Origin of the sequence: Bacillus sp. AFS002410, assembly GCF_002556365.1 — a bacterium.
Classification (GTDB): Bacteria; Bacillota; Bacilli; order Bacillales; family Bacillaceae_G; genus Gottfriedia.
Genome location: NZ_NUEU01000007.1, coordinates 290,915 through 316,053, shown reverse-complemented (window position 1 = coordinate 316,053; position 25,139 = coordinate 290,915). Strand labels below are relative to the sequence as shown.

The 25,139-nt window shown below is 32.1% G+C and carries 15 protein-coding genes; all 15 read left to right on the top strand.

Annotation, left to right across the window (positions count from 1 at the left end; all coding sequences use genetic code 11):
* Positions 1-2 precede the first annotated feature (2 nt).
* The 15 genes from CN692_RS07175 (at position 3) to CN692_RS07105 (ending at position 25,121) form a co-directional block, all read left to right on the top strand.
* Entirely contained in the window at positions 3-1,031 is a 1,029-nt protein-coding gene (locus tag CN692_RS07175; RefSeq protein WP_098118469.1) for a Gfo/Idh/MocA family protein, read from the top strand.
* A 269-nt stretch (positions 1,032-1,300) separates the two neighbouring features.
* Positions 1,301-3,466, top strand: coding sequence for a beta-glucosidase BglX (gene bglX, locus CN692_RS07170; protein WP_098118468.1), 2,166 nt, complete (start codon positions 1,301-1,303; stop codon positions 3,464-3,466).
* 48 nt (positions 3,467-3,514) lie between these two features.
* Positions 3,515-6,856, top strand: coding sequence for a GH36-type glycosyl hydrolase domain-containing protein (locus CN692_RS07165; protein ID WP_098118467.1), 3,342 nt, complete (start codon positions 3,515-3,517; stop codon positions 6,854-6,856).
* Between the two features lie 228 nt (positions 6,857-7,084).
* Complete coding sequence (locus tag CN692_RS07160) at positions 7,085-8,065, top strand: LCP family protein (RefSeq protein WP_098118466.1); 981 nt, start codon at positions 7,085-7,087, stop codon at positions 8,063-8,065.
* Positions 8,066-8,112: 47 nt separating this feature from the next.
* Positions 8,113-8,898 carry a hypothetical protein gene (locus CN692_RS07155; RefSeq protein WP_098118465.1) on the top strand — a complete coding sequence of 262 codons (786 nt, stop codon included), beginning with the start codon at positions 8,113-8,115 and terminating at the stop codon, positions 8,896-8,898.
* A gap of 141 nt (positions 8,899-9,039) precedes the next feature.
* Entirely contained in the window at positions 9,040-9,693 is a 654-nt protein-coding gene (locus tag CN692_RS07150; protein ID WP_098118464.1) for a pyridoxine/pyridoxamine 5'-phosphate oxidase, read from the top strand.
* A 119-nt stretch (positions 9,694-9,812) separates the two neighbouring features.
* A complete protein-coding gene (locus tag CN692_RS07145) occupies positions 9,813-10,652 on the top strand; it encodes an SPFH domain-containing protein (protein WP_098118463.1) in 840 nt (279 codons plus the stop codon).
* Between the two features lie 179 nt (positions 10,653-10,831).
* A complete protein-coding gene (locus CN692_RS07140) occupies positions 10,832-11,572 on the top strand; it encodes a DUF5694 domain-containing protein (protein WP_098118462.1) in 741 nt (246 codons plus the stop codon).
* A 272-nt stretch (positions 11,573-11,844) separates the two neighbouring features.
* The gene (locus CN692_RS07135) at positions 11,845-13,044 is read left to right on the top strand and encodes a hypothetical protein (RefSeq protein ID WP_098118461.1); all 1,200 of its coding nucleotides are present in this window, start codon (positions 11,845-11,847) and stop codon (positions 13,042-13,044) included.
* Positions 13,045-13,320: 276 nt separating this feature from the next.
* A complete protein-coding gene (locus tag CN692_RS07130) occupies positions 13,321-14,685 on the top strand; it encodes an ABC transporter substrate-binding protein (protein ID WP_098118460.1) in 1,365 nt (454 codons plus the stop codon).
* Positions 14,686-14,793: 108 nt separating this feature from the next.
* Positions 14,794-17,205 carry a beta-galactosidase gene (locus CN692_RS07125; protein WP_098118459.1) on the top strand — a complete coding sequence of 804 codons (2,412 nt, stop codon included), beginning with the start codon at positions 14,794-14,796 and terminating at the stop codon, positions 17,203-17,205.
* A gap of 88 nt (positions 17,206-17,293) precedes the next feature.
* Positions 17,294-19,663 (top strand): beta-galactosidase, encoded by a 2,370-nt coding sequence (locus CN692_RS07120; protein WP_098118458.1) that lies wholly within the window; start codon positions 17,294-17,296, stop codon positions 19,661-19,663.
* Between the two features lie 215 nt (positions 19,664-19,878).
* The gene (locus tag CN692_RS07115; protein ID WP_098118457.1) at positions 19,879-21,234 is read left to right on the top strand and encodes an ABC transporter substrate-binding protein; all 1,356 of its coding nucleotides are present in this window, start codon (positions 19,879-19,881) and stop codon (positions 21,232-21,234) included.
* Between the two features lie 25 nt (positions 21,235-21,259).
* Positions 21,260-24,238: an extracellular solute-binding protein gene (locus CN692_RS07110; RefSeq protein ID WP_098118456.1), complete on the top strand. Its 2,979-nt coding sequence runs from the start codon at positions 21,260-21,262 to the stop codon at positions 24,236-24,238.
* Entirely contained in the window at positions 24,231-25,121 is an 891-nt protein-coding gene (locus CN692_RS07105; protein WP_098118455.1) for a carbohydrate ABC transporter permease, read from the top strand. Before CN692_RS07110 ends, CN692_RS07105 begins: the two co-directional genes overlap by 8 nt.
* Positions 25,122-25,139: the final 18 nt, after the last annotated feature.

Sequence of the window (25,139 nt, the reverse complement as noted above, 5' to 3'; positions counted from 1 at the left end):
AAATGAGGAAATTAAGAGTTGCGATTATTGGCTGCGGAAATATTTTCTTAATGCACGCCCAACCTGCTTTTATAAGAGAAAATGTAGAATTGGTTGCGGTTTGTGATAATAAGGAAGAAAGAGCAAAAGAGAAGGCTGGACAATTCAATTGCGCTTATTATATGAATTATCTTGAACTATTTGAGAAAGAAAATTTAGATGTAATCCATATATGTTTACCGCATTATCTACATGCACCTGTTGCAATCGAAGCGGCTAAACGAAAAATACATGTTCTTACTGAAAAGCCAATGTCTATTCATTATTCTGATGCACAAGAAATGGTGGAAACGGCTAAAAACAATGGAGTGGCATTAGGTGTCATTTTCCAAAATAGGTATAATCCAGGATCGGTATTAATTAAAGAAATGCTACAAAATGGTACGTTAGGTAAAGTGAAATCTGGAAAACTTTCAGTTACTTGGGACCGTTCGGATGAGTACTATTTGAAAAGTGATTGGAAAGGTACATGGGAAAAAGAAGGCGGCGGTGTAGTCATCGACCAGGCGATACATACGATGGATTTAATGCGTTGGTTTGTTGACGATGAGATTGAATACGTTGACGCTACGATAAGCAATCGAGCGCATGAAATCATTGAAGTGGAGGATTGTGCTGAAGGCGTTATTAAATATAGAAATGGAGTAGTAACAGCATTTCATACAATAAATTATTATTCTTATGATGCACCAGTTACGATTGAACTTCATTGTGAAAATGGCATTGCTAAAATGATCGCTGACCGTGGTATTGTTATCTTAAATGATGGTAGAGAGTTTACTGCTGATAACAACCCAAATGAAACTTTTGACTACGGAAATGGAGCAAAAGGGTACTGGGGTGTAAGCCATGTTAAACAGATTAATAATTTCTACGAAGCATTAGAAAATAAATGTGAGATTCATATAACTGGTGAAGAAGCGATGAAGACTCAAAAAATGATTTGTGCTGTATATGATTCAGGTAAGAAAAAAGAGAGAATTTATTTATAATTGATTAAATTTCCCCAAAAATTTAATCATTAGACTTATTAAAAAGTAAATGACGTGGAGCTAAATGTTCCATGTTGTTTACTTTTTTTATTTTCTTAGAGTAATCACTGACTAATTTGAAATATTAGAAGAATTTAATTTTATAGATGAAATTGGTTGACCCTCAATATGAAAACGCATATAATTTTAAATATAATCAGGTGAAACGTTTCGATAAGTGTTTTTATGCTATTTTAATTGACCAAATAGAATTCGGGGAGGAAATCACAATGGATATTGCTCAAATGGAGTCCATCATTAAAGAAATGACTTTAGATGAAAAAATATCACAATTAATGCAGTTAGCAGGAAATTTCTATTACGGATTAGCAGGTGAAATTACTGGTCCATTCGCAGAGATGGGTATTAGTGAAAATGTAATAAATAATAGTGGTTCTGTACTAGGTGTATCTGGTGCAGAGGATGTTATCAAAATCCAAAAAGAGTACTTAAAAAACAATCGCCATGGAATTCCTTTAGTTTTTATGGCAGATGTCGTCCACGGATATAAAACGATTTTCCCAATTCCATTAGCAATTGGATGCTCATGGGACATGGAATTGGCAGAAAAAAGTGCAGAAGTCGCTGCCAGGGAAGCTTCAGTTTCAGGTGTTCATGTTACTTTTGCTCCGATGGTTGATTTAGTACGCGATCCGAGATGGGGACGCGTTTTAGAGACTACTGGTGAAGATCCTTATTTAAATAGTTTGTTTGCGAAAGCTTTTGTGCGTGGATTCCAGGGAAATGACTTAACGAATGATTTGGAAAGAGTTGCAGCATGCGTTAAGCACTTTGCAGCATATGGTGCTCCTGAAGGTGGACGAGATTATAACACTGTAAATATGTCGGAACGTCAACTTCGAGAATCGTATCTTCCAGCTTATAAAGCAGCATTGGATGAAGGTTGTGAGATGGTGATGACTTCCTTTAATACGATTGACGGCATTCCAGCTACAGGGAATAAATGGCTAATGAGAGATGTGCTTCGAAACGAATGGGGTTTTGAAGGAGTACTTATATCCGATTGGGGTTCTGTGAAAGAAATGATTCCTCATGGAGTTGCCGAGGATGAAGCAGAAGCAGCTTTAAAGGCCATTCATGCTGGAGTAGATTTAGAAATGATGACTCCATGTTATGTTCATGAATTAAAATCTTTAGTAGAAAATCGAGAAGTACAGGAAGCTTTAATTGATGAGGCTGTACTTCGAATATTAAAACTAAAATCTAAGCTAGGATTATTTGAAAACCCTTACCGTGGTGCGGATGTTCAGAAAGAGAAAAAAGTGATTCTTTCAGAGGATCATAGAACGGTCTCTAGAAAACTAGCAGAAAAATCTTGCGTTTTACTAAAAAATGAAAATGTTCTTCCTCTTGATGCTAATCAAAAAATTGCATTAATTGGTCCCCTCGCTCAAAGTGGTGACTTGTTAGGTGCCTGGTCATGGAAAGGACAAATAGAAAATACAGTGCATTTATACGATGCAATGAAGTTAAAAACTCCAAATCTAACGGTTGCAAAAGGTAGTGATATTGAAGAAATTACTGAAGATCAAATTACTGAAGCGATAAAAACTGCCGAAAACTCGGATGTTGTTGTGTTAGCAGTTGGTGAATACGCTTCAATGAGTGGAGAAGCTTGTTGCCGTTCAGACATTCATTTGCCAAAAGCTCAGTTAGAATTAATTTCGCATATTAAGAAATTAAATAAACCTTTAGTAGTTGTTTTATTTAATGGTCGTCCACTTGATTTACATGGGGTGCTAGATGAAGCGGATGCTGTATTAGAAGCATGGTTTCCAGGGACAGAAGGGGCTGCTGCAGTTTCAAATATTCTTTTCGGAGAAGTCAATCCTTCTGGAAAACTGACAATGTCTTTCCCATATTCAGTTGGTCAAATACCAATCTATTACAATTCATTTAATACAGGTCGCCCATTTAATGAGTTTAGTCCTGATCATTATGTTTCTAAATATTTAGATATTCCTAATGAAGCGCTTTTACCATTTGGCTTTGGATTAAGCTACACAAACTTCTACTATAGTGAGATGAATCTATCATCCGAATGCATGACGACAGAAAATCCAATAGAAATTTCAATAAATGTAAAGAATACAGGGAAATTTACTGGTGATGAGACTGTACAACTTTACGTTCGTGATCTTGCTGGTGATGTTGTTCGTCCTGTAAAAGAATTAAAAGACTTCCAGAAAGTAAGATTAGAAGCAGGTGAAACAAAGAAAGTTACGTTTATTTTAAAGGAAGAACAATTACGTTACTATCATTCAAATTTAGAATTTGAAAGTGATAAAGGTTCTTTTGAAATATACGTTGGAACAAATAGTGTTGAAGTATTAACATCGAAATTTCATTTACTGAAAGAAGATTCGAAAATCTAAATGGTAATAAAATGAGTAAGTTTAGCTCTAAATAGAGGAGGATCCAACATGCTTAATTTGAAAAATAAAGAAAAGTATTATTTGAAATCTGGTCAAACAACAGTGACTTTTTTAAACTCTGGTGATTTGTATGAACTGACACATGGCACAACGATGATTAATCAACTTCGAGCAAATCCGATTGATGGAGCACTTAGTAATTTATACCTACGTATTTTTACGAAGGAAGGTAAAGAAGTATATCCATTATTAGGAATTCAATCGAATAGTAAAGTTAAATTTTCCAAAACTCAAGTTATTTGGGAAGGTAAAGTAGCAAATATTGACTATACAGTTACTTTCACATTAACAACTCAATCAGTTTGGTTTTGGGATATATCCTTTGAAGGTCCACAAGTTGAGTTTGATGTTATTTACGGTCAAGATATTGGACTAGCTAATCGAGGGATGATCCAATCGAATGAGGCTTATGTTAGTCAGTATATAGATCATGCAGTATTTGAGACTGAAGATATGGGATACATTGTATGTTCAAGGCAAAATCAGCCACAAGATGGAAAGTTCCCGTACTTACAACTGGGATCACTTTCTAAAGTAAGAAGTTTTTCTACTGATGGATATCAATTTTTTGGATTATCTTATAAGGAAACAGATTTACCTGAAGCTCTATTTACAGAAACACTTGCAAATGAAGTATATCAGTATGAATTTGCTTATATTGGATTGCAATCCGAGAAAATGCTATTAAATAAAAAAGTAAATCTAGTATTTTATGGTTTATCAAAGGAAAATCACGAAGCTTCTATAACGGAGCTAGAATATAAGAATGAAATTTATGAGGCTTGGAATGAAGTTATAAATTCGAATGAATTCGATGAAGTTGAAAAATTAAGTAAAAATCCAAAACTTAGCACTCCACTTCAAACATTATCAATGAGTAAAGAAGAGATAGATCAATACTTTCCAAACCGATGTCATGAAGAATTAGAAGACGATACATTACTATCATTTTTTACAGATACACATGAGCACATCGTTTTAAAGGAAAAAGAAAGATTAGTAGAAAGATCACATGGTCATATTATTTTAAGTGGCGAAAATTTAAAAATTAATGAAGAAATTATTACGTCAACATCGTATATGTATGGATTATTTAATGCGCAAGTTGTAGTAGGTAATACATCAATGAATAAAATGATGTCAAATGCCAGAAATAGTTTAAACATAATGAAAACGTCTGGACAGCGTATTTATGTTGAAATTGATGATCAATACCATTTACTCACAATGCCATCGATGTATGAAATGGGTTTTAATTATGCACGTTGGTACTATAAAACGGATGATGAACTATTTATCATTTCAAACTTCACGACAACAGAACTGCCAGAAATTCGTCTACATGCACAAACTGCAAGTGGAAAAAAATATCGATTCATTGTTACAAATCAAATTACAATGAACGGAAATGAATATGAAGTCCCATTTGGAATGAAACAAGAAGGACAATTATTATCGTTCTATGTAGACGAATCTTGTTTTGTAGCGAATACTTATCCAAATCTTTGTTACCATATGGATCTCGAAGGAGCAAAAATGGTCGTAACTGATGAACGTATGCTCATTAATGGTGCCGCGCCTTTACCTGCTTCATTAGTAGTACTAGATTTGGAAGAAACGAACGAATTTACAATAACAATACAAGGTCATATTAATGGTGGAGAATTCATTCAAGCTGATCGAAAACTAGAAGCGGAGATTAGTAAGTACCGAAATTTCTATCATAATGTAATGAATGGTTTTAAACTTTCAATAAATAACAATATTCCAACAGAATTAGGTAAATTAAACACATTAACTTGGTGGTATACTCACAATATGCTTATTCATTATCTAGTACCACATGGATTAGAACAATATGGTGGTGCGGCCTGGGGGACACGAGATGTTTGCCAAGGTCCAACAGAATACTTTATGGCTACAGGTAAATATGGAATAGTAAGACAGATCTTACTGACTGTATTCTCTCATCAATATGAAGATGATGGAAATTGGCCACAATGGTTTATGTTTGATAAATATTTTAGTATTCAAGCTAGTGAAAGCCACGGAGATATCATTGTTTGGCCATTAAAAGCATTGAGTGATTATCTACTAGCTACGAAGGATTTTAGCATTTTAAATGAAGAAATTTCATTTACCGAACGTGATTCATTTAGGTTAACTGAAAGAAAAACTAGCTTACTAGAACATGTAAAGAAAGAAATAAACTATATAAAAGATCATTTCTTACATGATACGTTCTTATCTTCATATGGTGATGGGGATTGGGATGATACGCTACAGCCAGCAAACGCCCAATTAAAAAAATATATGGTAAGTAGCTGGACCGTTGCTCTTACGTACCAAACATTAAAACAGTTCGCAGCTGTTATAAAAGAAATTGATGAAACAGAGTTTGAAGAGATAACTCATTTAGTAAATGGAATCGCAGCGGACTTTAAAACATTTATATTAAATACTGAAGTGATTCCTGGTTTTATCTATTTAGAGGATCCAAATAGTGCAGAGATGATGATTCATCCATCAGACCAAAAAACTGGCATTCAATATCGATTATTGCCAATGACGCGCAGTATGATTGCAGAATTATTTACATTAGAAGAAGCAAATTATCATTATGAAATTATTAAAGAGCATTTACAGCATCCAGATGGTGTCCGTCTTATGAATAAACCTGCAACTTATGCTGGTGGAGTGAGTAAAAACTTTAAACGTGCAGAGCAAGCTTCAAACTTCGGACGAGAAATCGGATTACAATATGTTCATGCACATATCAGGTTCATTGAAGCCATGGCAAAATTGGGGAAAGAAAATGAAGTATGGCACGCGCTTTCTGTCATTAATCCAATTAATCTAAAAGAAGTAGTTCCGAATGCTGAATACCGCCAAAGTAATACTTATTTTAGTAGTTCCGATGGTAAATTTAATAATCGTTATGAAGCGCAAGAGCAATTTACAAGTCTGAAAAATGGAACAGTTGCTGTTAAAGGTGGATGGCGAATTTATTCTAGCGGACCTGGCATTTATTTAAATCAACTAATTTCTAATAGCTTAGGTATTCGCCGTTTTGATAAGAATTTAGTGATTGATCCAGTGCTCCCTAATGAACTAAATGGTCTCCAATTTGAATTTGAAATAGATGGCTATAAAATAACCTTTAATTATTTTATAAATGATCAAGTTGAGAAAAAGGTAGTAATAAATAATAAGTTAGTAGATTTTAAAAGAACGGGGAATCGATACCGTGAAGGTGGGTTTGTCATTCAGTTGGATGATCTAATTCCGCATTTACATGATGGTATAAACAATATTGATATTTATATTTAATTTTAATCGGATGATGGGCAGCATGTATAATTGCCCATCATCCGATTTGTTTTTTATTTTCCATTTAATTTCTTATTTACTTAAATGGCAGATTTATTAAATCGGTATTGTAGCGGAATATTTAAAATATAGGAAATTCTCTTAAAAATATTGTATAATTTTGCTAGATAATCTTTGGGCTAATTAATGCAATTTAATCTAATTTGTAGAACATAAGGAGAAAGTAAAATGGAAAAACCAAAAAACTACAAAAAAACTAAAAAGAAAAGACTGCTGAAGTATCTTTCCTTATTATTTATTATTGTTCTTTGTATAGTTATTGGGTACAAAGGATTCGTTACTTATTCTGAATTACATAAGATGACTAATGGTGTTGAAATTGAATCAAAACTTAGAACTACTAAAGTTGAAATCCAAAAAGATCCGGTGTCTATTCTATTTTTAGGACTTGAAGATTATGCTACAAAAGGAGTTAATGGACGAACTGATGCGATTATCCTTGTAACATATAATCCTAAAGATAAATCGTTTAAAACTTTAAGTATCCCAAGAGATACATATGTAAATATCGCTAATTTTAATGTTACTTCCAAAATTAATGGTGCATATGCTCGAGGAGGAATTCAAACTACGATCCAAACTGTTGAAAATTTCTTGAAAGTTCCAATTGATTATTATGTAACTGTAAATTTTGATGGATTTAAAAATATAGTCGATGAAGTTGGTGGAGTGAATGTCAATGTTCCTTTCGATTTTTGGGAAAACACTGATACTAAACCAAGAAAAAAGATCTATTTTACTAAAGGGGAACAACACTTAAATGGTTTAGAGGCACTTGCATATTCACGTATGAGAAAGCGAGATATTAACAATGATTTCGGGCGACAAGAACGACAAAGACAGGTTCTTACCGCAATTATAAAAGAATTAAAATCTCCAAAGTCGATTTTAAAAACTGATACATATGCGAAAGAGTTCAGTAAAAACATTCATACAAATATAGGAATCAGAGATGCTCTTTCATTATATAGTAGCTTGCCAAAAGATATAACTTCTCATATTGAGCCATTAAATTATGATGGTGAAAATGAAAAAATTAATGGAATCTATTATTATGTAGCTGAGCCAAAAAGCGTAGAAGATATTTCATCAGCAATTAGAAATCACCTTGGTTTGAAAGTAGATCAAGTAGGAAAAGTAACTCAATAAATTAACCAATTTTATATTTTTAAGCAACTAAGATATAATCATTATGTATGTCAAAAGGTATAAATGAAATAGATGAAAATTTAATAAAGTGGCGAAATGGAACTGGAGTTGTAATTTTGAGAAAGCTAAAATCAATAATTTTGTGGATTCTTTCAATTATCTTTATAGTCATTTTAACGATTGGAATTTTTATATTAATAAGTGTTCTTCAAGAAAAGTTATTAGTGCCGAAAGATTATATAATGTGGATATTTAGATATCCTGTATCAAGGCTAATTTTTATTTATGAGTTTTTTATAATTTTAGGTTTTCTATCAATTTTTAGTAAGAATTTAAGGGAAACGAAAGAAATAAAGGATACGAGTAAAAATAATAGTTTCTTGAAATGGAATAAAAAATTAGTTCTCATTACTTTCGTGACCTTCAATATAGTACTGCTTTATACCATCATTACTGCTGTTACAGTAATCACAAATAATAAAATTATAAACTATTCATTTCTTTATCCTAATGGTAAGGAATATAGTTACAATGACATTGCAAAGATTCAAACAGGAGTGTACGGTAAAAAACGAAATATCCTATTTAGACATACGAAAGGTGATTTTTTTTACATATTAGAATTAAAAAATGGAACTAAAATAGATTTAACAGACGTTGGCGGAGTTAAAAATGATATTGACGAGCGTTTTATTATAGAGAAAATTGATATTAAATTAGTGCACATGGGCATTCCTAAAGAATCAAGCATGCAAAATTTTAAATACTGCACTGAAGATCTAGATAAAATATATACAGATAAAATAAAAAACATTATAAAAAATACTAGATAAAAGAGTTTATATAAAGAAGGTATACTAATCTATTAGAACTGGGAGCTGTTAATCGGCTCTTTTTTTAATTCTAGCAGGTTAGTTAAAAAAAATGGAGAATGTCTTAATTATACTATTTGATTAATTATTCGGAGGAATTAGATGGACGACACTAGGAAAGCGATAAGAAAAAGTAAAACACTTAATGGCCCCTTTCCTGAGTTTAATATTTACAATGTGTCAGAATATCCAAATGAGCTTTTTTTAGAATGGTTCCAAGAAGCAATTGATTATGGTGTACATGAACCACACTCAATGACTCTTTCAACAACTGATCATAATGGATTTCCTGATGCTAGGGTTCTAATTATTAAAGATGTGGATCAGCATGGGTGGTATTTTGCAACAAGTTCACAAAGTGAAAAAGGTAAACAGATCGATTTTAATCCCAATGTTGCTATGACTTTTTATTGGTCACTAATCGGAAGACAAGTCAGAATACGTGGTAGAGCAATAAAAATGGAAAAAGAATTAAGTGCCCAAGACTTTTTAGCCAGAGGTACCGAAGCGCGGGCAGTAGCGTTGATTGGCAAACAAAGTTCAATTTTAAAGGTGCATTCTGAGTTCGATGAGGCGCTAAATAAACAAATTGAAATTTTACAACAAAATCCAAATTTAGTGTTTCCATCGTGGACTTTGTATCGAGTAGCTGCAAAAGAAGTGGAGTTTTGGCAGGCTGATGAAAATCGAAGGCATATACGATTAAAATATTGCTTTGAAGGAGATAGATGGTTAAAAAAACTTTTATGGCCGTAGTTTAATTTTAATTGATTAATCTTTTAATAAGGTTAAATATCCTTTTAATAAATTTCTACTTTAGGGATAAATGAATAATTAATTTAGCGAAGTTATTTACTTCAGAAGAGGAGAAAAATATGAAAAAAGAAGCATTTCGAATTAACGGTTACATCGTTTTGGCATTAATAATATTATTATTACTAATTAGCGCAGTTACTTCATTAGCTAGTGATAATCTATTTTTCATAATTGCTTCATTTTTATTCGTCTGTTTGATTTCAACTGGATTTGTCATTAATCAACCTAATGTAGCAGTTGCTATGGTATTTATGGGGAAATATTTAGGGACAATCTATGAAGATGGATTCTATTGTACGATTCCATTTACAAGTAAATCAAAAGTTAATCTAAAAGCTGTTAACTTCAATAGCGATGTATTGAAAGTTAATGATATCGACGGGAATCCGATTGAGATTGCTGCAGTTGTAGTATACAGTGTAGTTGATGTTGAAAAAGCCATGTTTGAAGTTACAGATTATCAAAAATTTGTAATGATTCAAAGCGAAACAGCAATCCGTCATATTGCAACGAAGTACGCTTATGACACAACAAATAAAGATGAATTTTCTTTAAGAGGGAATGCAGAAGAGATAGCTGATGAATTACAAATTGAGCTACAGGACCGACTTCAAAAAAGTGGTGTAAAAGTTCATGAAGCTCGATTAAGTCATCTTGCTTATGCACCTGAGATAGCAAGTAGTATGTTACAAAGACAACAAGCGAAAGCAGTTGTTCAAGCTAAAAGAGAAATTGTAGAAGGCGCAGTCGGTATGGTAGAAGATGCTTTAAAAATGCTCGAAGAAAAAGGATTATTAACCGCAACAGAAAGTCAAAAAGCTGATATGGTTACTAGTTTACTTGTAACCATTATTTCTGAAAAAGGTGCCCAACCTGTTATAAGTGCAATGAAAAAATAGGGGTATTGACCAGTTAAATTTAATTAAGAAAAAATTGAATTATTTTAGAATCTAATCGGCTGTTTAGTCGATTTTTTTGTTGAACTATATTCAGTATGCTTAGAGATTTAATGATAGAAAAGGATAATATGGAGTTTAGTAGAATCTATTTAAGTAAATAGAATTGAGGGGAAATAACAATGGTCAAACCGAGTATTCTTGTTCTAGGAACTGCACATTTAAATAATCCTGATAATGGAGATCTATTTAAAATAAAAACAGATGATATTCTGAGTGAACATAAGCAATTAGAAATAAAAGGAGTAGTTGATTCTTTAAAGAAGTTTGAACCAACAAAGATTGCACTAGAAATCTTAACAGATGATCATGTATATACAAATAAAACTTATAATGACTTTTTAGTAGGAGAATACGAATTAACTAGAAATGAATATCATCAAATTGGTTTTCGACTAGCAAAAGAAATGAATCACAAAGAAGTATTTTGTGTTGATTGGAATAACTCTGAGCCGGATATTCCTGATATAGAATTATGGACTAAAGAGCACGCTTCAGAAAAGTATAATGACATTGCAAAAGAATTGGAAAATACAATTGCAAAAACAGAAGATTTTTTACGTAGCCATTCAATTAGAGATTTCTTACTATATTTGAATCATAATGATTTCAATAAGGCAAACCAAAAATTTTATATGAATTTTGCTCTTATGGGTAATAAAAGCAATCCAGTTGGTGCTATGTGGACAGCTAAATATTGGTATTATAGAAATTTACTTATCTATAAGAACATAGTTGAACTAATCGAGTCAGATGCTGAAAGAATTTTTGTTTTATACGGTGCAGGACATATTCATTTACTTAATCAATTTATAAATGAAAGTGAACTTTTTGAAGTTCATAAGGTTATAGATTATATATAACAATTGAAAAAAGTTATGTAGCCCTATAATTTTGATTGGAGCAGTCAGAAAACAAATAAAACGTTATTACTTTTAAGTTTATATTCCAATTATGCTAAAATTTCAATTGTACTAAGCGATGCTTTAAGTGGGAAGCTGGATGCAAGTAAATCTAATACAACCAAACTGCCTTGAAGTTGATAGATAAATAGCATAAGTCCGTCTAAAAAAGGAATTTTTTATTTTAAAGAGAATCTAATTACAATGGATTTTTAATAAAAAGGATGAAGCAGATGAGTAAAAATTTTAATGAAATTGCCCAAGACCTATTAAATACAAATTTTAATAATTATTGGCCAGGTTTTGAATCAGTTGCATACGCATTATATGATAAAAGTTATGTATATCTTTTCAATCATCCTAGAATGACGAAAACAGAGCAAAATCAATATCAAATTTTACAGCGGGACGATCAATTTAATGGTTGTACACTTATTCTTTATGATGAGTATCCAACAGCAATCGTAGATCTCGAATTTTACGAGGATTATGGAAGTTTATTTTCGATTCTTGTACACGAATTATTTCACGGTTTTCAATATATTAAGGGTGAAAAAAGGTTTGCGAATGAAACGATGGGAATTACATATCCCTTATTAAAAGAAAATGTGGAATTAAGAAAACAGGAAAGAGCTAGCCTTTTTAGTGCAGTGTTAGAAAACAATGTTCTTAAAAAGAAACAATATCTTAATAGTTTCATAGCACTTAGAGAAAAAAGAGCTTCTATAATAAAGGAACATTTAGTGTACGAACATTTAATTGAAACGATTGAAGGGCCGGCATGGTTTGTTGAACTAAATGCTTATTCGGAAAAAAGCTCAAATTCATATAATTCGATTATAGAAAAATATGGACAACAACTTATGGACAATTACGAATCCACCTCAGATATTCGAAAGAGTTGTTATAGTTCTGGTTTGTTTATGTGTTTATTACTTGATGAGTTTTCACCTAGTTGGAAAGAAAGCTTTTTAGAAAAAGAAGAAACACTTTATGAGTTAATAAAAAAGCTTTCCGATGGAACGAAAGAAGTAAGTAATCTTGAAATAACTCCTGAAACAGATGCTGTAATAAATTATGTATCTCAAAATAGAAAAAATACAGTTGAAGAATTTGAGCAACAAAAAGGAATTCATCTATTTATTGAAGGTGAAATAACTTCAAAATCCTTTGATCCGATGAATGTCATTCCATATCAAGATAAACTTTTACACAAAAACTTTTTAAAAGTAAGAATGAATAATGAAGACTACCTTATTCAGCAACCTGTTATTACCAATTGGAAAGATAGAATTCAAAATATTGTTAGATTACATCTAATAGTAAAAGATAGTCCCATTGTAAAAACGGATTCTATTGCAGTCGAGGGTATAGGAGAGATAAAGGGAAATTTAAATATAAATGAAAATGCTATTTATTTATATTTAAATTAATAAAAAATACCTGAAGGTTGTCTAATTAATTAGACAGCTTCTTTTTTATTTAAAAATCAATATTTAGTTTAGCAGTATCATAATCTAAGAAAATTTTAAAACTTTAAATAAATCTCGACAAAAAAGATATTAAATTCTTTTTGAAAAAGTATTGAAAACGCATACATAAGTGTGTACAATTTTACTTATAAAAACGTTTCGATTAAGATGCACTTATATTTTTTTGCTAAGTGAAACGTTTCGAAAAGGTAATTAATAATATGAGGAGGTAGATTTATGAGCAAGTTTATGAAAGTTGCAATGGCTACAACTCTAGTGTTTACTTTAGCAGCGTGCGGGAAAGAAAAATCATCTGGTACAGCAAAAAACAAAGAAAAGATTATTATTAAATACGCGAACTGGAATAACGGTCCAGAGAATGAAAAAAATCTTGAACGAATGATGATCAGTGCATACGAGAAAAAACATAAGAATGTTGATATTCAAGTTGATGTACTAGACGGTGATTGGAACCAGGCATTAGGTACATTAGCAAGTGCTGGAAAATTACCAGATGTATTCATGCAAAATAATATTCCAACTGGTTTAGGAAATAACTGGCTATTAGATATTTCTAAATATGCTAATGAAGACGTAGAATTTTCTAAGATTACTGATACAGTACGAAATGCTTCCACAGTAGAGGGGAAAGTATTTGGAATTCCATTTGCTCAATTTTTTATGGGCTACTTTGTGAATAAGAATATTCTTGATAGTTTAAATTTAGACATACCAAAAAGTGGCTATTCAATTGACAATTTTTTAAATATCGCAAAAAAGGCAACGAATCTTGAAAACAAAACAGTCGGTATTGATAGTACTCAAGGTTTAGTAGAGTGGTACCCTGGTGCTGCAAATCCAAAACTAGGATGGTATACTTATGCAGATGGTTCATTTCATTTAGATTCAAAAGAAATGATTGATGGAATGAATAAAATGAAAGAGTTAGCATCAAATGGATATGCATACTCTCAATTAAATAAGGATCAGCAAGAAGGACTAAGTGGAGAAGATGCGGGACTAGCATTTGAATCTGGACAAATTGCACTCTACTATAGTAGTACATACAATATTCCTAATTTTATGAAAAAATTAAACTTTGATTGGGATTATATCGGAATTCCAGGCGGAAGAGCAGCGATTGTTAATGACTTTTTAGGGATTTCTAAAAATACGAAACATCCTAAAGAAGCGTATGATTTTGCAAAGTTTATGTCATTTGGTAAAGAGGGCTTCAAAGAACGTATGAATTTAAGTGTAAAAAATGGACAAGATTTAACAACATTACCTATTTCTTCTGACAAAGAAATATTAGATAAGTACTGGGAAATTTATAGCATTCCTGGTATTCAAGATACTTACAATCACTTAAATAATGCATTAGTAGATCCAATGAAAACATTACCTGGATATATACCAGCCCGTTGGGAAGCTAAAATTGGTGTGAAAATCGCTGATAAAGACGATCCAAATGTGTGGGACTTATTCAATTTCGCATCACAAGGTTTAGTGCAATATCAAGATTATGCGAAGCAATTAAATGAACTGGCTAATAAAAGCCATAAAGATGCAGTAGATGTGATTACGAAAGCAATTAAATAATAGTTAAAATCTAGTAAACTGTTTTTATCAAAAAAATTTTACTAAAAATCGAAACGTTTCTAGAAAGGTGGTTCATTCGCCTTTTTAGAATTTTTAAGGAGTGATTAGATGGTAGATGTACAAAATAAACAAATTCTAATTGATGGAAAGCCAGTCATCATATCTTGTGGAGAAATACATTATTATCGATTGGATAAAGAAGATTGGCAAGATCGAATTGATAAATTAAAGCAAACTGGTTGTAATGCAGTAGCATCATATGTACCTTGGATTTGTCACGAGCCCATAGAGGGAGAATTCGATGTTGATGGGAGAACTCGCCCTGAATTGAACATCGGTGCATTCATTGATTTGTGTCAGGAAAACGATTTGTATTTTTTTGTTCGTCCGGGTCCATTCATAATGGCGGAAATGAAAAATGAAGGGATTCCTTTTTGGGTATACGAGAAATATCCTGAAGTGATACCAGTTGGATGGGACAATAAACCGGCAGAAACGAAAACATTGGATTATTTAGCTCCTAATTTCCTTCTTGCAACTAAGAAATGGTATGAAGTAATTATGAAAGAAGTTAAGCCGCGTCTACAAACAAATGGCGGGAATATTATCGGGGTTCAGCTTGATAATGAAATTGGTATGTTGTCTTGGGTTTCAAATACACCAGATTTAACTGATGGTTTAATAGAAGATTTTGTTAAGTGGTTAAAAGAAAAATACGACGATAAAACATTAACTAATCGTTATCCGTTTGATTTTGAAGATTATCATAATCGAACTCAGTTTATACGTTCTCCAAAAGAAGAATACGCTAGTGAACTGCATTTTGATTTAGGCTATTATATGAGAAATCGTTTTGCAAGATATGTTCATGAATTACGTAGTTATTGTGAAGAATTCGGAGTAAAGGATATTCCATTTGTTGTTAATATACATGGTACTGGTGGCGGTCGTGGATTTACTTATCCAATTGGTATTAGTCAATTATATGAAACTTATACTCAAGCACCTGGTTATATTTCTGGTTCAGATATTTATTTCGGCAATTTAAATATGGATAGTTTCCAAGATTTGTATTTAATTAATGGGTTTATGGATGCGGTCCATAACGAAGATCAACCACTTACATCAGTTGAATTTGCTTGTGGTGACGCAAACTATGGTGAGACATTTGGAGGACGATTAGATGTTTCAGCTGCGGACTTTAAACATAGAATGTGCATTGCTCAAGGAAATAGACTAATCAACTATTACTTAATGACAGGTGGTAGGAACTATCGATTAGATCAAAAAGTGAATGATGGAAACGATCGAGTTGCATTTACAGGTGAAAGACATGGATTTGCTGCACCAATTAGTCCTGAAGGCGAACTAAATTATACGTACCCTCGTATGTCTAGAGGAATCAAGACGGTAATGGCAGTTGCAGATAAAGTGGCAACGATGAATGAAGAACTAGATAATGTAGCTTTTGCTTTCATTCCAGATTATTACATGACAGAGTCTCGTTATCCTAATAGTGAAAAGATGAAAGAAATCTATTCAAATATTGAAATGAACCGTTCATATGGTGCATGGGAAATAATGGGTAGAGCAATGTTATTAGCTGGTTACCGATTCGGTTCAATTGACATTCAAAATAGGTCAATAAATCCAGAAAAAATTAATGTGATTGTACTACCATCTGCTAAATATTTACACAAGCATATTCAACAGAAATTAGCCGATTATGTAAAAGCTGGTGGTTCATTACTTATTTATGGTCAACTACCTTTATTCGATATTGAAGGTAATGAATGTACGATATTAATTGATGCTTTAGAAACAGAGCCTAATGGTGATGTTTATGAAGAACGATATCATTATCTATCAATCTATCCGAATAATTGGGCAAAGCCTCGACCAGAAGTTCGTTCAAATAGAGCACAAACTTTTAAACTGACTAAAGGACAACCAGTGTTTCATGTATACGGAACAGATGCAGTCTGTGGCTTTGACGTAAATGTTGGTAAAGGTAGAGTAATAGCTTTTACAATGTCCTATCGATGTGATATTGACTTGTTTAAAACTGCACTTGAAGAACTTGGATCGTCGCCTAAACTTACGCATGACTTTGTACATCACGGGATTTTTATGACGTCAACTGCTAATGAAGAAAGTGAACGATTTATTCATATTCTAAACTTGGATGATTTTGATAAACAATTCCATATAAACGATCATGATACACAGTTATTCGACGGTCGACTATTTACTCTTAATAGTAAAGACGGTGTGATGCTTCCAATTAATGTAAAGATAAATGGTCTACTTATTGAGTATTCGACTGCAGAAATTCAAAGCATTGAAGATCAATCAATATTATTCCGATTAACACAAGCGGAAGATGTCATTAAACTTAGTACAAAAAAAGAAATTTTACCAAGTGATGAATATGAATTAGAAAAACAAGGGGAATCAATTCTAATTAAATCTAAAAAACACGGTAAGGTAGATGATCAATTAAAAATTTATTTTCAATAAGCAAAAGAAACAGGACTTCTCTAGAAATTCCTGTTTCTTCTATTAATAAGGCAAAATTTAACCTATTAAAGTGGAGCTGACTTATAAAATGATAGAAATTAAAAATGAAAAAGTCATAATAAATGGAAAAGAAGTCATTTTATTTGGTGGGGAGTTGCATTATTTTCGACTACCAAAAAGCGAATGGAAAAATCGAATTAAACAAATAAAAGCAGCCGGAGCAAATATGGTAAGTACATATATTCCTTGGCAGTTTCATGAAAAAACAGAAGGTGAAATTGATTTAACTGGAAAATCAAGGCCTGAAAAAGATATAAGAGCTTTTCTTCAAATGATACAAGATGAAAATATGTACTGTTTAGTTCGACCAGGTCCATATGTAATGGCGGAAATAGTTGATCATGGTGTACCGTCATGGCTGATTGACAATTATGATGAAGCATTAGCTAAAAATGAAAAAGGAGAAAGTCATCCAGTACGTTTAGTCAGCTATATGCACCCTATTTATTTAGAAAAAACACAAAAATGGTATAAACATGTATGTGAAATTATAGCCCCACTTCAAGTGACGAATGGTGGTCCGGTTACCATGTTCCAGCTTGATAATGAAGTAGGAATGTTCCACTGGGTTACAAATCAAGGTGACTATAATGATGTAACTCTTAAATACTTTCAAGAGTATTTAGAACAAAAATACACTTTAAATGAGTTTCAAAAAATATTAACTGATGAAGTGTTGAGTATCGAAGAATTTGTACAGAAAAAGGTTAAAAAAGTTGAAGAAGGTTTTTCATTCGCTTTACAAAATGAATATAGCTTATTTATGCGCGAACATTATCGTACATATATTGAAAAATTAAAGGAAATTGCTGAGAAAAATCATATTTCCGTTCCGTTTGTTGTTAATATCCATGGATTTGATACAGTTGGCGGTATTTTAAAGCGCGGAATGAAATATCCAATTGGCATATCACAATTAATTGAGACGACAAAAATAGAAAATGTAATAATTGCCGGAGATTACTATATTGGTAACTTAGAATACGATAATTATTCAGATGTTATAATAGCAAATGCATTTACAAGATCAGTTCAAACGAAGGATCAGCCATTATTTTCAGCAGAGTTCCAAGGTGGTTGTATTACTGATAAACCAAGGCTACAACCATCAGCATTTGATTTAATTACAAGACTCAGTTTTGCCAATGGTATGAATGCTGTTAATTATTATATGTTTGTAAGTGGTGAAAATTATGAAGAGATAGGATTGTTTGGAAAAAGGCATGAATGGCAGGCACCACTTTCAGCAAATGGAAAAGAGAGAGCACATTATAAGCCAATTCAACATTTAGGGAAAATGTTTCAAGTATTTAATGATGAACTTTTAAAGACAAAACCTGAATATAATACCCACTTAGCGTTTTATCCAGATTATTTTATGACAGAATTTCATAATGAGTATACAGAAGGAATGATGAGAGAAATAGAGCAATGGAGAGAAGCGTTTTTATTTAATGGAATTGCTAAAGGTTTAACTATAAACAATATTGCATATAATGGCTATAATTTACTTGAAACTAGTGAAATTGAAGTGATAAAAATCCCATCATTGTGGGTATTTTCTACAAAGTGGATGGATGCTAATATCCAGCAAAAACTAGTAAACTATGTTAATAATGGTGGAAATCTAATTATTTTTCCAACTATACCGACTGAAACTATGAAACGTATTCCATGTACGATTTTGAAAGATTTTATAGAAGTAGAACAAAGAGAAATCAAACATGGTTTTGCTATTGTTGAAGATATGGAAAACATTGCAGCAATGATGCAGACCTATGGCCAAACTGAGGGAGCGTTTGCTTGGACAGAGGATGGTGAAAAAGATGTAGTTGCCTTTGAAAAAGATTATGGTAACGGTAAAGTTGTTGTGATTGGATTAGGTATGGAATTACAGTTTGATTATCAATTAAAGGCTATTAAAAAGATTGCAAATAAGCTAGGGATCTATAGTAACTTTGAATTTGATGAAAAGATAGAAGCTGTAGACGCATTTGCTCGTATTTCAGAAAAAAATGGCAAATTCATATTTTTGCACAACTTTGATGAATATGAAAAAGAGACAAGTATTTCATTTGAAGATAAATTGTTATTCAAAGGTAAGAAGCTTACGATTCCGCCTAGAAGTGGATTAATGCTTCCAATTCAAGTCAAACTTACAGATGATATTTTTATAGAATACGGATCTGGTGAAATCTTTGAAATTGAAAAACGAGAAAATGAGATTAAAGTAAATGTAAAAGTTATACAAGATGAAGAATTTTTATTTACCTCGTCTAAATGGGCTCCACAAGAAAGTAATTGTATTAAAGTAGAAAAAATTGATGAAATCCAATACATTGTAAACATAAACAAGGCAGAAAAAGTTGCAGAATTAAAATTCGTTAATTGTATGTAGTATAAAGAAACCATTTGAGAGCCCCAGTTCAAGTGGTTTCTTTTATATAAAAATAAAGTTATTAATAAATTGTTAAAAAAATTCGACAATATTAAAAAATATTTACAAAAAATATGAAATTCGATTGAAAGCGATTACTGTATTATGTATAATAATTTCATAGAAACGTTTCGATAACCCTGATTATATGACTAGATTTAGGAGGAAATAGAAAAATGAAAAAAATTCTGAAAATTGTCGCCGCAACGTCAGTCGCATTAACGATGGCAGCCTGTAACAATAAAACTTCTTCAACCTCAGCAGATAAAAAAATAGTTTTAAATTATGCAAACTGGAATCTTGGTACTGAATCTGAAAAAAATCTAGAACGTTTAATGATCGAAGCTTATGAAAAAACACACAAAAACATCGATATAAAAATTGATGAGAATATTACAACCGACGATTGGAAGGGCTCGTTATCAACAGCTGCAAGTGCTGGTAAACTGCCGGATGTGTTTATGTTATCAGATATTCCATCTGGTGTAACAAATGATTGGTTGCTTGATTTATCTGATTTAGTAAATAAAGATAAAGAGTTTACTAGTTTACCAGAATCAATTAAAGAATCAACGAAAAGCAGTGACAAAACGTTTGCAATTCCATTTGCACAACATTTTATGGGGTATTACGTAAACAAAGATATTTTTAATAATGCAAACATAGACGCACCAGAATATGGCATTTCTTTACCTGATTTTATTAATGGGGTAAAAGAAACAACTGACTTAGGTAAAGGAATTGTAGGGATCAATTCAACGACAGAATTCGTTGATTGGTTCTCAGGAGCTAAAAATCAAAACGTAAATTGGTTTACATATGGAAATGGTAAATATCACTTAGATTCACCTGAAATGTTTGAAGGTGTAAAATTAGCAAAAGATTTAGGAACAAATGGTTATGCATATGAAGGTTTAAACAAAGAACAAAAAGATCAATTAAGTGGCGATGATATGGGGGCCGCTTTTAAAGCAGGACAACTAGCTTATTTTTGGAATGGCACATGGATGAATAGTGATTTTTCAAAAAATGTAGATTTTGATTGGGATTTTGTTGGGATTCCCGGTGGTAGAACTGCGATTGCTGTTGACTACTTAGGTGTAGCTAAGAGTACGAAACATACAAAAGAAGCTTATGATTTTGCCAAATTTATGTCATTTGGAAAAGAAGGTTTCTTAAAAAGAATGGATATAAGTAATGAAAGTGGTACAGAGATTAATACATTACCAATTACTACTGACTCAGAAGTTTTAGCAAAATACTGGGATATGATTAGTGTACCAGGAGTTCAAAAAGCATATGAAAATTTAGATCATGCAATGATTGATCCAATTAAAATCGTACCAGGCTACGCAGCATCACGTTGGGAAGCAGCAACAGGAATTAAAATTGGAGACAATGATAATGCAAAAATTGTTGATTTGTTAAAGGATAGTGTTTACGGATCAGTTAATTATCAAGACTATGCGAAGCAATTAAATAATTTAGCACAACAACAATACGATGATGCAGTTAATGCAATGAAAAAATAATTGCATAAATAGCTTGGAAGGATCGATGACATTGGTATCTAAACTAAGTAAATGGTTATCAGTTGTATTATTAGTTAGTAGTATCAATTTTTTATATGTTTCAACTGTTCGTGCAGAAGGAACAAAAAAAACCAATTCTGCTACTGATCTAAAATCAAGTGAACAGAATTTAGTAGAAAAACAATTTCATCAAGTCCTGAAAAAATGGGAGAAAAAAGTTAAAAACAGCACTTCATTTGAAAGTGCTGTTTCTCCTAATTTATTTAAAAATGTAAATGAGAGTGATTACATTTCAGCAAATAATAGTCGGGACTATAATGAAAGCGTTATTAATTTTTCGAATCACAAGTCGGTCAATATCGAGCTAAATATACCTAAAGATGCACTTTATGAAATTGGGTTCGATTATTATGGTTTAAGTAAGGAGATTGCGAATCCAGAACTTTCTATTAAAATAAATGGACAATTTCAATTTTATGAGAGTAGAAGGATAGTAGCCCCAATTAATTGGAAAGATAAAGATAAAAAATTTAAAAAAAACAACTATGGTAATGAACTCATTCCTGAGCAAGTTCAAATTAAGGAATGGAATCACATCATGGCTCAAGATCCTAGTAATTTACAACCAGAACCATTGCGTTTTCTTTTGAAAAAGGGAAAAAATGTTATAACGCTAACAAATACAAGTGGAAGTATGCTACTCGGGAGAGTTTACGTACAATCACCGAAAAAGTTATTTTCGTATGAAAAATATAAAGAAAAATATTTTAACGAAAAAGTACAATCAGATGTGATAACAATAGAGGCTGAGCATCCATACATTAAAAACACTTCAAGAATTCGGCCTGTTACAATCAAAAGTCCAGATGTAATACCATATAAAAGTAATGAATTGTTACTGAATTCACTATATGGAGGAGAATCTGCTGGAGAAAGTGTTACATGGAAAGTAAATGTGAAAAAAGACGGGAAATATGCACTTTCATTCAAAACATTACAAAATGCTAAATCCGGTTCACCGGTATTTAGAAGTGTATTAATAGACGGCAAAATTCCATTTAAAGAAGTAGAACATTACAAGTTTGATTTTTCAGAAAAGTGGCAAAACAAAACATTAACTGATGAGAAAAATAAACCATATAACTTCTTTTTAGATAAAGGAGAGCATGAGGTTACATTAGTAGCAGACGCATCTCCGGTTGAACCAGTAATACATAATTTAAAAGACATTATGGATGAAATAAATGATTTAAGCTTATCAATTAAAAAATTAACAGGTAATTCAACTGATAGTAATCGTGATTGGAAAATTACTGAATACTTACCAGATATAAAAGATCAATTAACTTCATGGACTAAAAAGTTAAATGAAAATAAAAAAGAGTTGCAAAAAATATACGGAGTTACAAATGATTCAAAATCATTAGAAGAAGTTGATTTGTATTTAATTATTTCAAAATTAAATAAACTGAAAAATGATCCAGATAAAATTCCAAAGCGGTTAACGGACTTAACAGACGGATCGAATTCAGCGACACAAATTTTAGGTAATATTCAAAGTTCGCTTCAAACACAACCATTATTAATTGATCGAGTATATGTAAACGGTGATACTAAACTACCTAAAGCTACTACTAGTTTTTTCAATAAATTTACAAGCAAAGTTAAGGAATTCTATTATTCTTTTACTAAAAAAACATACGACACTTCTTCAGTTGATAAAGATACCGTAGAGGTTTGGGTAAATCGGAATCAACAATATGTGGAATTAATGCAAAATATGGCTGATAGTACTTTTACAGCAGAAACCGGTATCAAAGTTAAGTTTTCAGTAATGCCAAACGAGCAAAAATTAATACTTGCGAATGCTGGAAATCTACAGCCTGATGTTGCATTAGGTATTAGTGTTGGGACTCCATATGAATTAGCGATGCGCGGGGCGGCAGCTGATTTGAGTAAATTCAAAGATTTTAAAGAGTATATCCAAAAGTTTTCTCCAGGTGCATTTATGCCTATGATGATTGACAACAAAGTATATGCTTTACCAGAAACACAGGATTTTTACGTACTATATTATCGCAAAGACATATTAAATAAACTAAATATTCCAATTCCAAATACGTGGACTGATGTGAAAGAAATGTTACCCGAATTACAAAGATATGGACTAAATTTCTTTGTTCCTTTATCAGGTACTTCGGCTAATAAAGCATTTATGTTTACTGCTCCATTTATTTATCAGCAAGGTGGAGATCTATATGCAAAGGATGGAATGAGTACAGCAATTGATTCGGAGGAATCGATTGAAGGTCTGAAATTAATGACCGATTTGTACACAATGTATAGCTTACCTCTACAAGTACCTAATTTTTATAATTCATTCCGTTATGGTTCAATACCGATTGGAATATCAAATTTTGAGACATATGTAAAATTAACATCTGCTGCTCCAGAAATTGCAGGCTCTTGGGATATTGCATTATACCCGGGTGTTGAGCAAAAAGATGGATCAGTTTCTAGATGGGCAACAGGGTCTGCTCAATCAGCAATGATGTTTGAAAAAAGCAAAAAACAAGAGCAATCTTGGAAACTTTTAAAATGGTGGATGTCTACAAAGACTCAGACCGATTTCGCAACGAACCTTCAAACAATTTATGGAACAGAATATATGTGGAATTCTGCTAATTTGGAAGCGTTTAAAAATGCTCCATTACCAGCAGGTCATAAAAAAGTCATTCTAGAGCAATGGAAATACTTAATGGAAGTTCCAAAAACACCTGGAGCATATATGATTGAACGCGAGATTAGTAATTCTTGGAATAAAGTGGTGTTTAACGGTGCAAATTTACGGGCTTCTATAGATGATTCCACCATCATCGTTGATCGGGAAATTAGAAGGAAAATGGAGGAGTTTGGCTATATGAAAGATGGTAAAGTTGTCAAACCATATATTCTTCCAAGATTAGAAACTGTCAAAAAATGGGTAGGTACGAATAATGAATAAGAAAAAAATTGATTATAACACATGGGTCTTTCTTGGCCCATATATTCTTCTATTTTTAATATTTATTATCGTGCCTGTTTTAATCGCCATTGGATTATCTTTTACTTATTTTAACTCGATCGAATTTCCAAAATTTATCGGATTAAAAAATTATGTAAGTTTATTAACGCAAGATGCGGTTTTTATGCAAAACGTAGTACCGAATACGCTTAAGTTTTCTCTAATTGTTGGTCCAGGAGGATATATTTTATCTTTTTTAATGGCGTGGATGCTAGCACAAATTCCGCATAAGCCTAGAACAGTTTTGGCGCTAATACTTTATTCACCGTCAATGACTGCCGGTGTTGCGATGACCGTTTTGTGGACAGTTATTTTTAGTGGAGATGCATCAGGCTATCTAAATGGAATACTACTAAACTTAAATTTAATAACTGAACCAATTCAATGGTTACAATCACCAGAGTATTTAATGACAATCATGATTATTGTAACGCTATGGACAAGTATGGGCGTAGGATTTTTAGCGATGTTGTCAGGAATCTTAAATATTAATCCTGAAATATATGAAGCAGGTTATATCGATGGGGTCAAAAACCGTTTTCAAGAAATAATCTACATCACAATCCCATCTATGAAACCTCAAATGTTATTTGGTGCTGTAATGGCAGTAGTTAATACATTTCAGGCAGGAGCAATCGGTGTCGCACTTTCAGGAACAAATCCAACACCTCAAAATGCAGGCCAGTTGATGGTCAATCATATTGATGACTATGGATTTATACGTTATGAAATGGGTTATGCTGCAGCAATTTCTGTTGTTTTATTATTAGTAGTTTACTTGTTTTCAAAGGTAGCAAGAAGATTATTTGAGGAGAGAGATTAATTAAACTACGTAGATAAG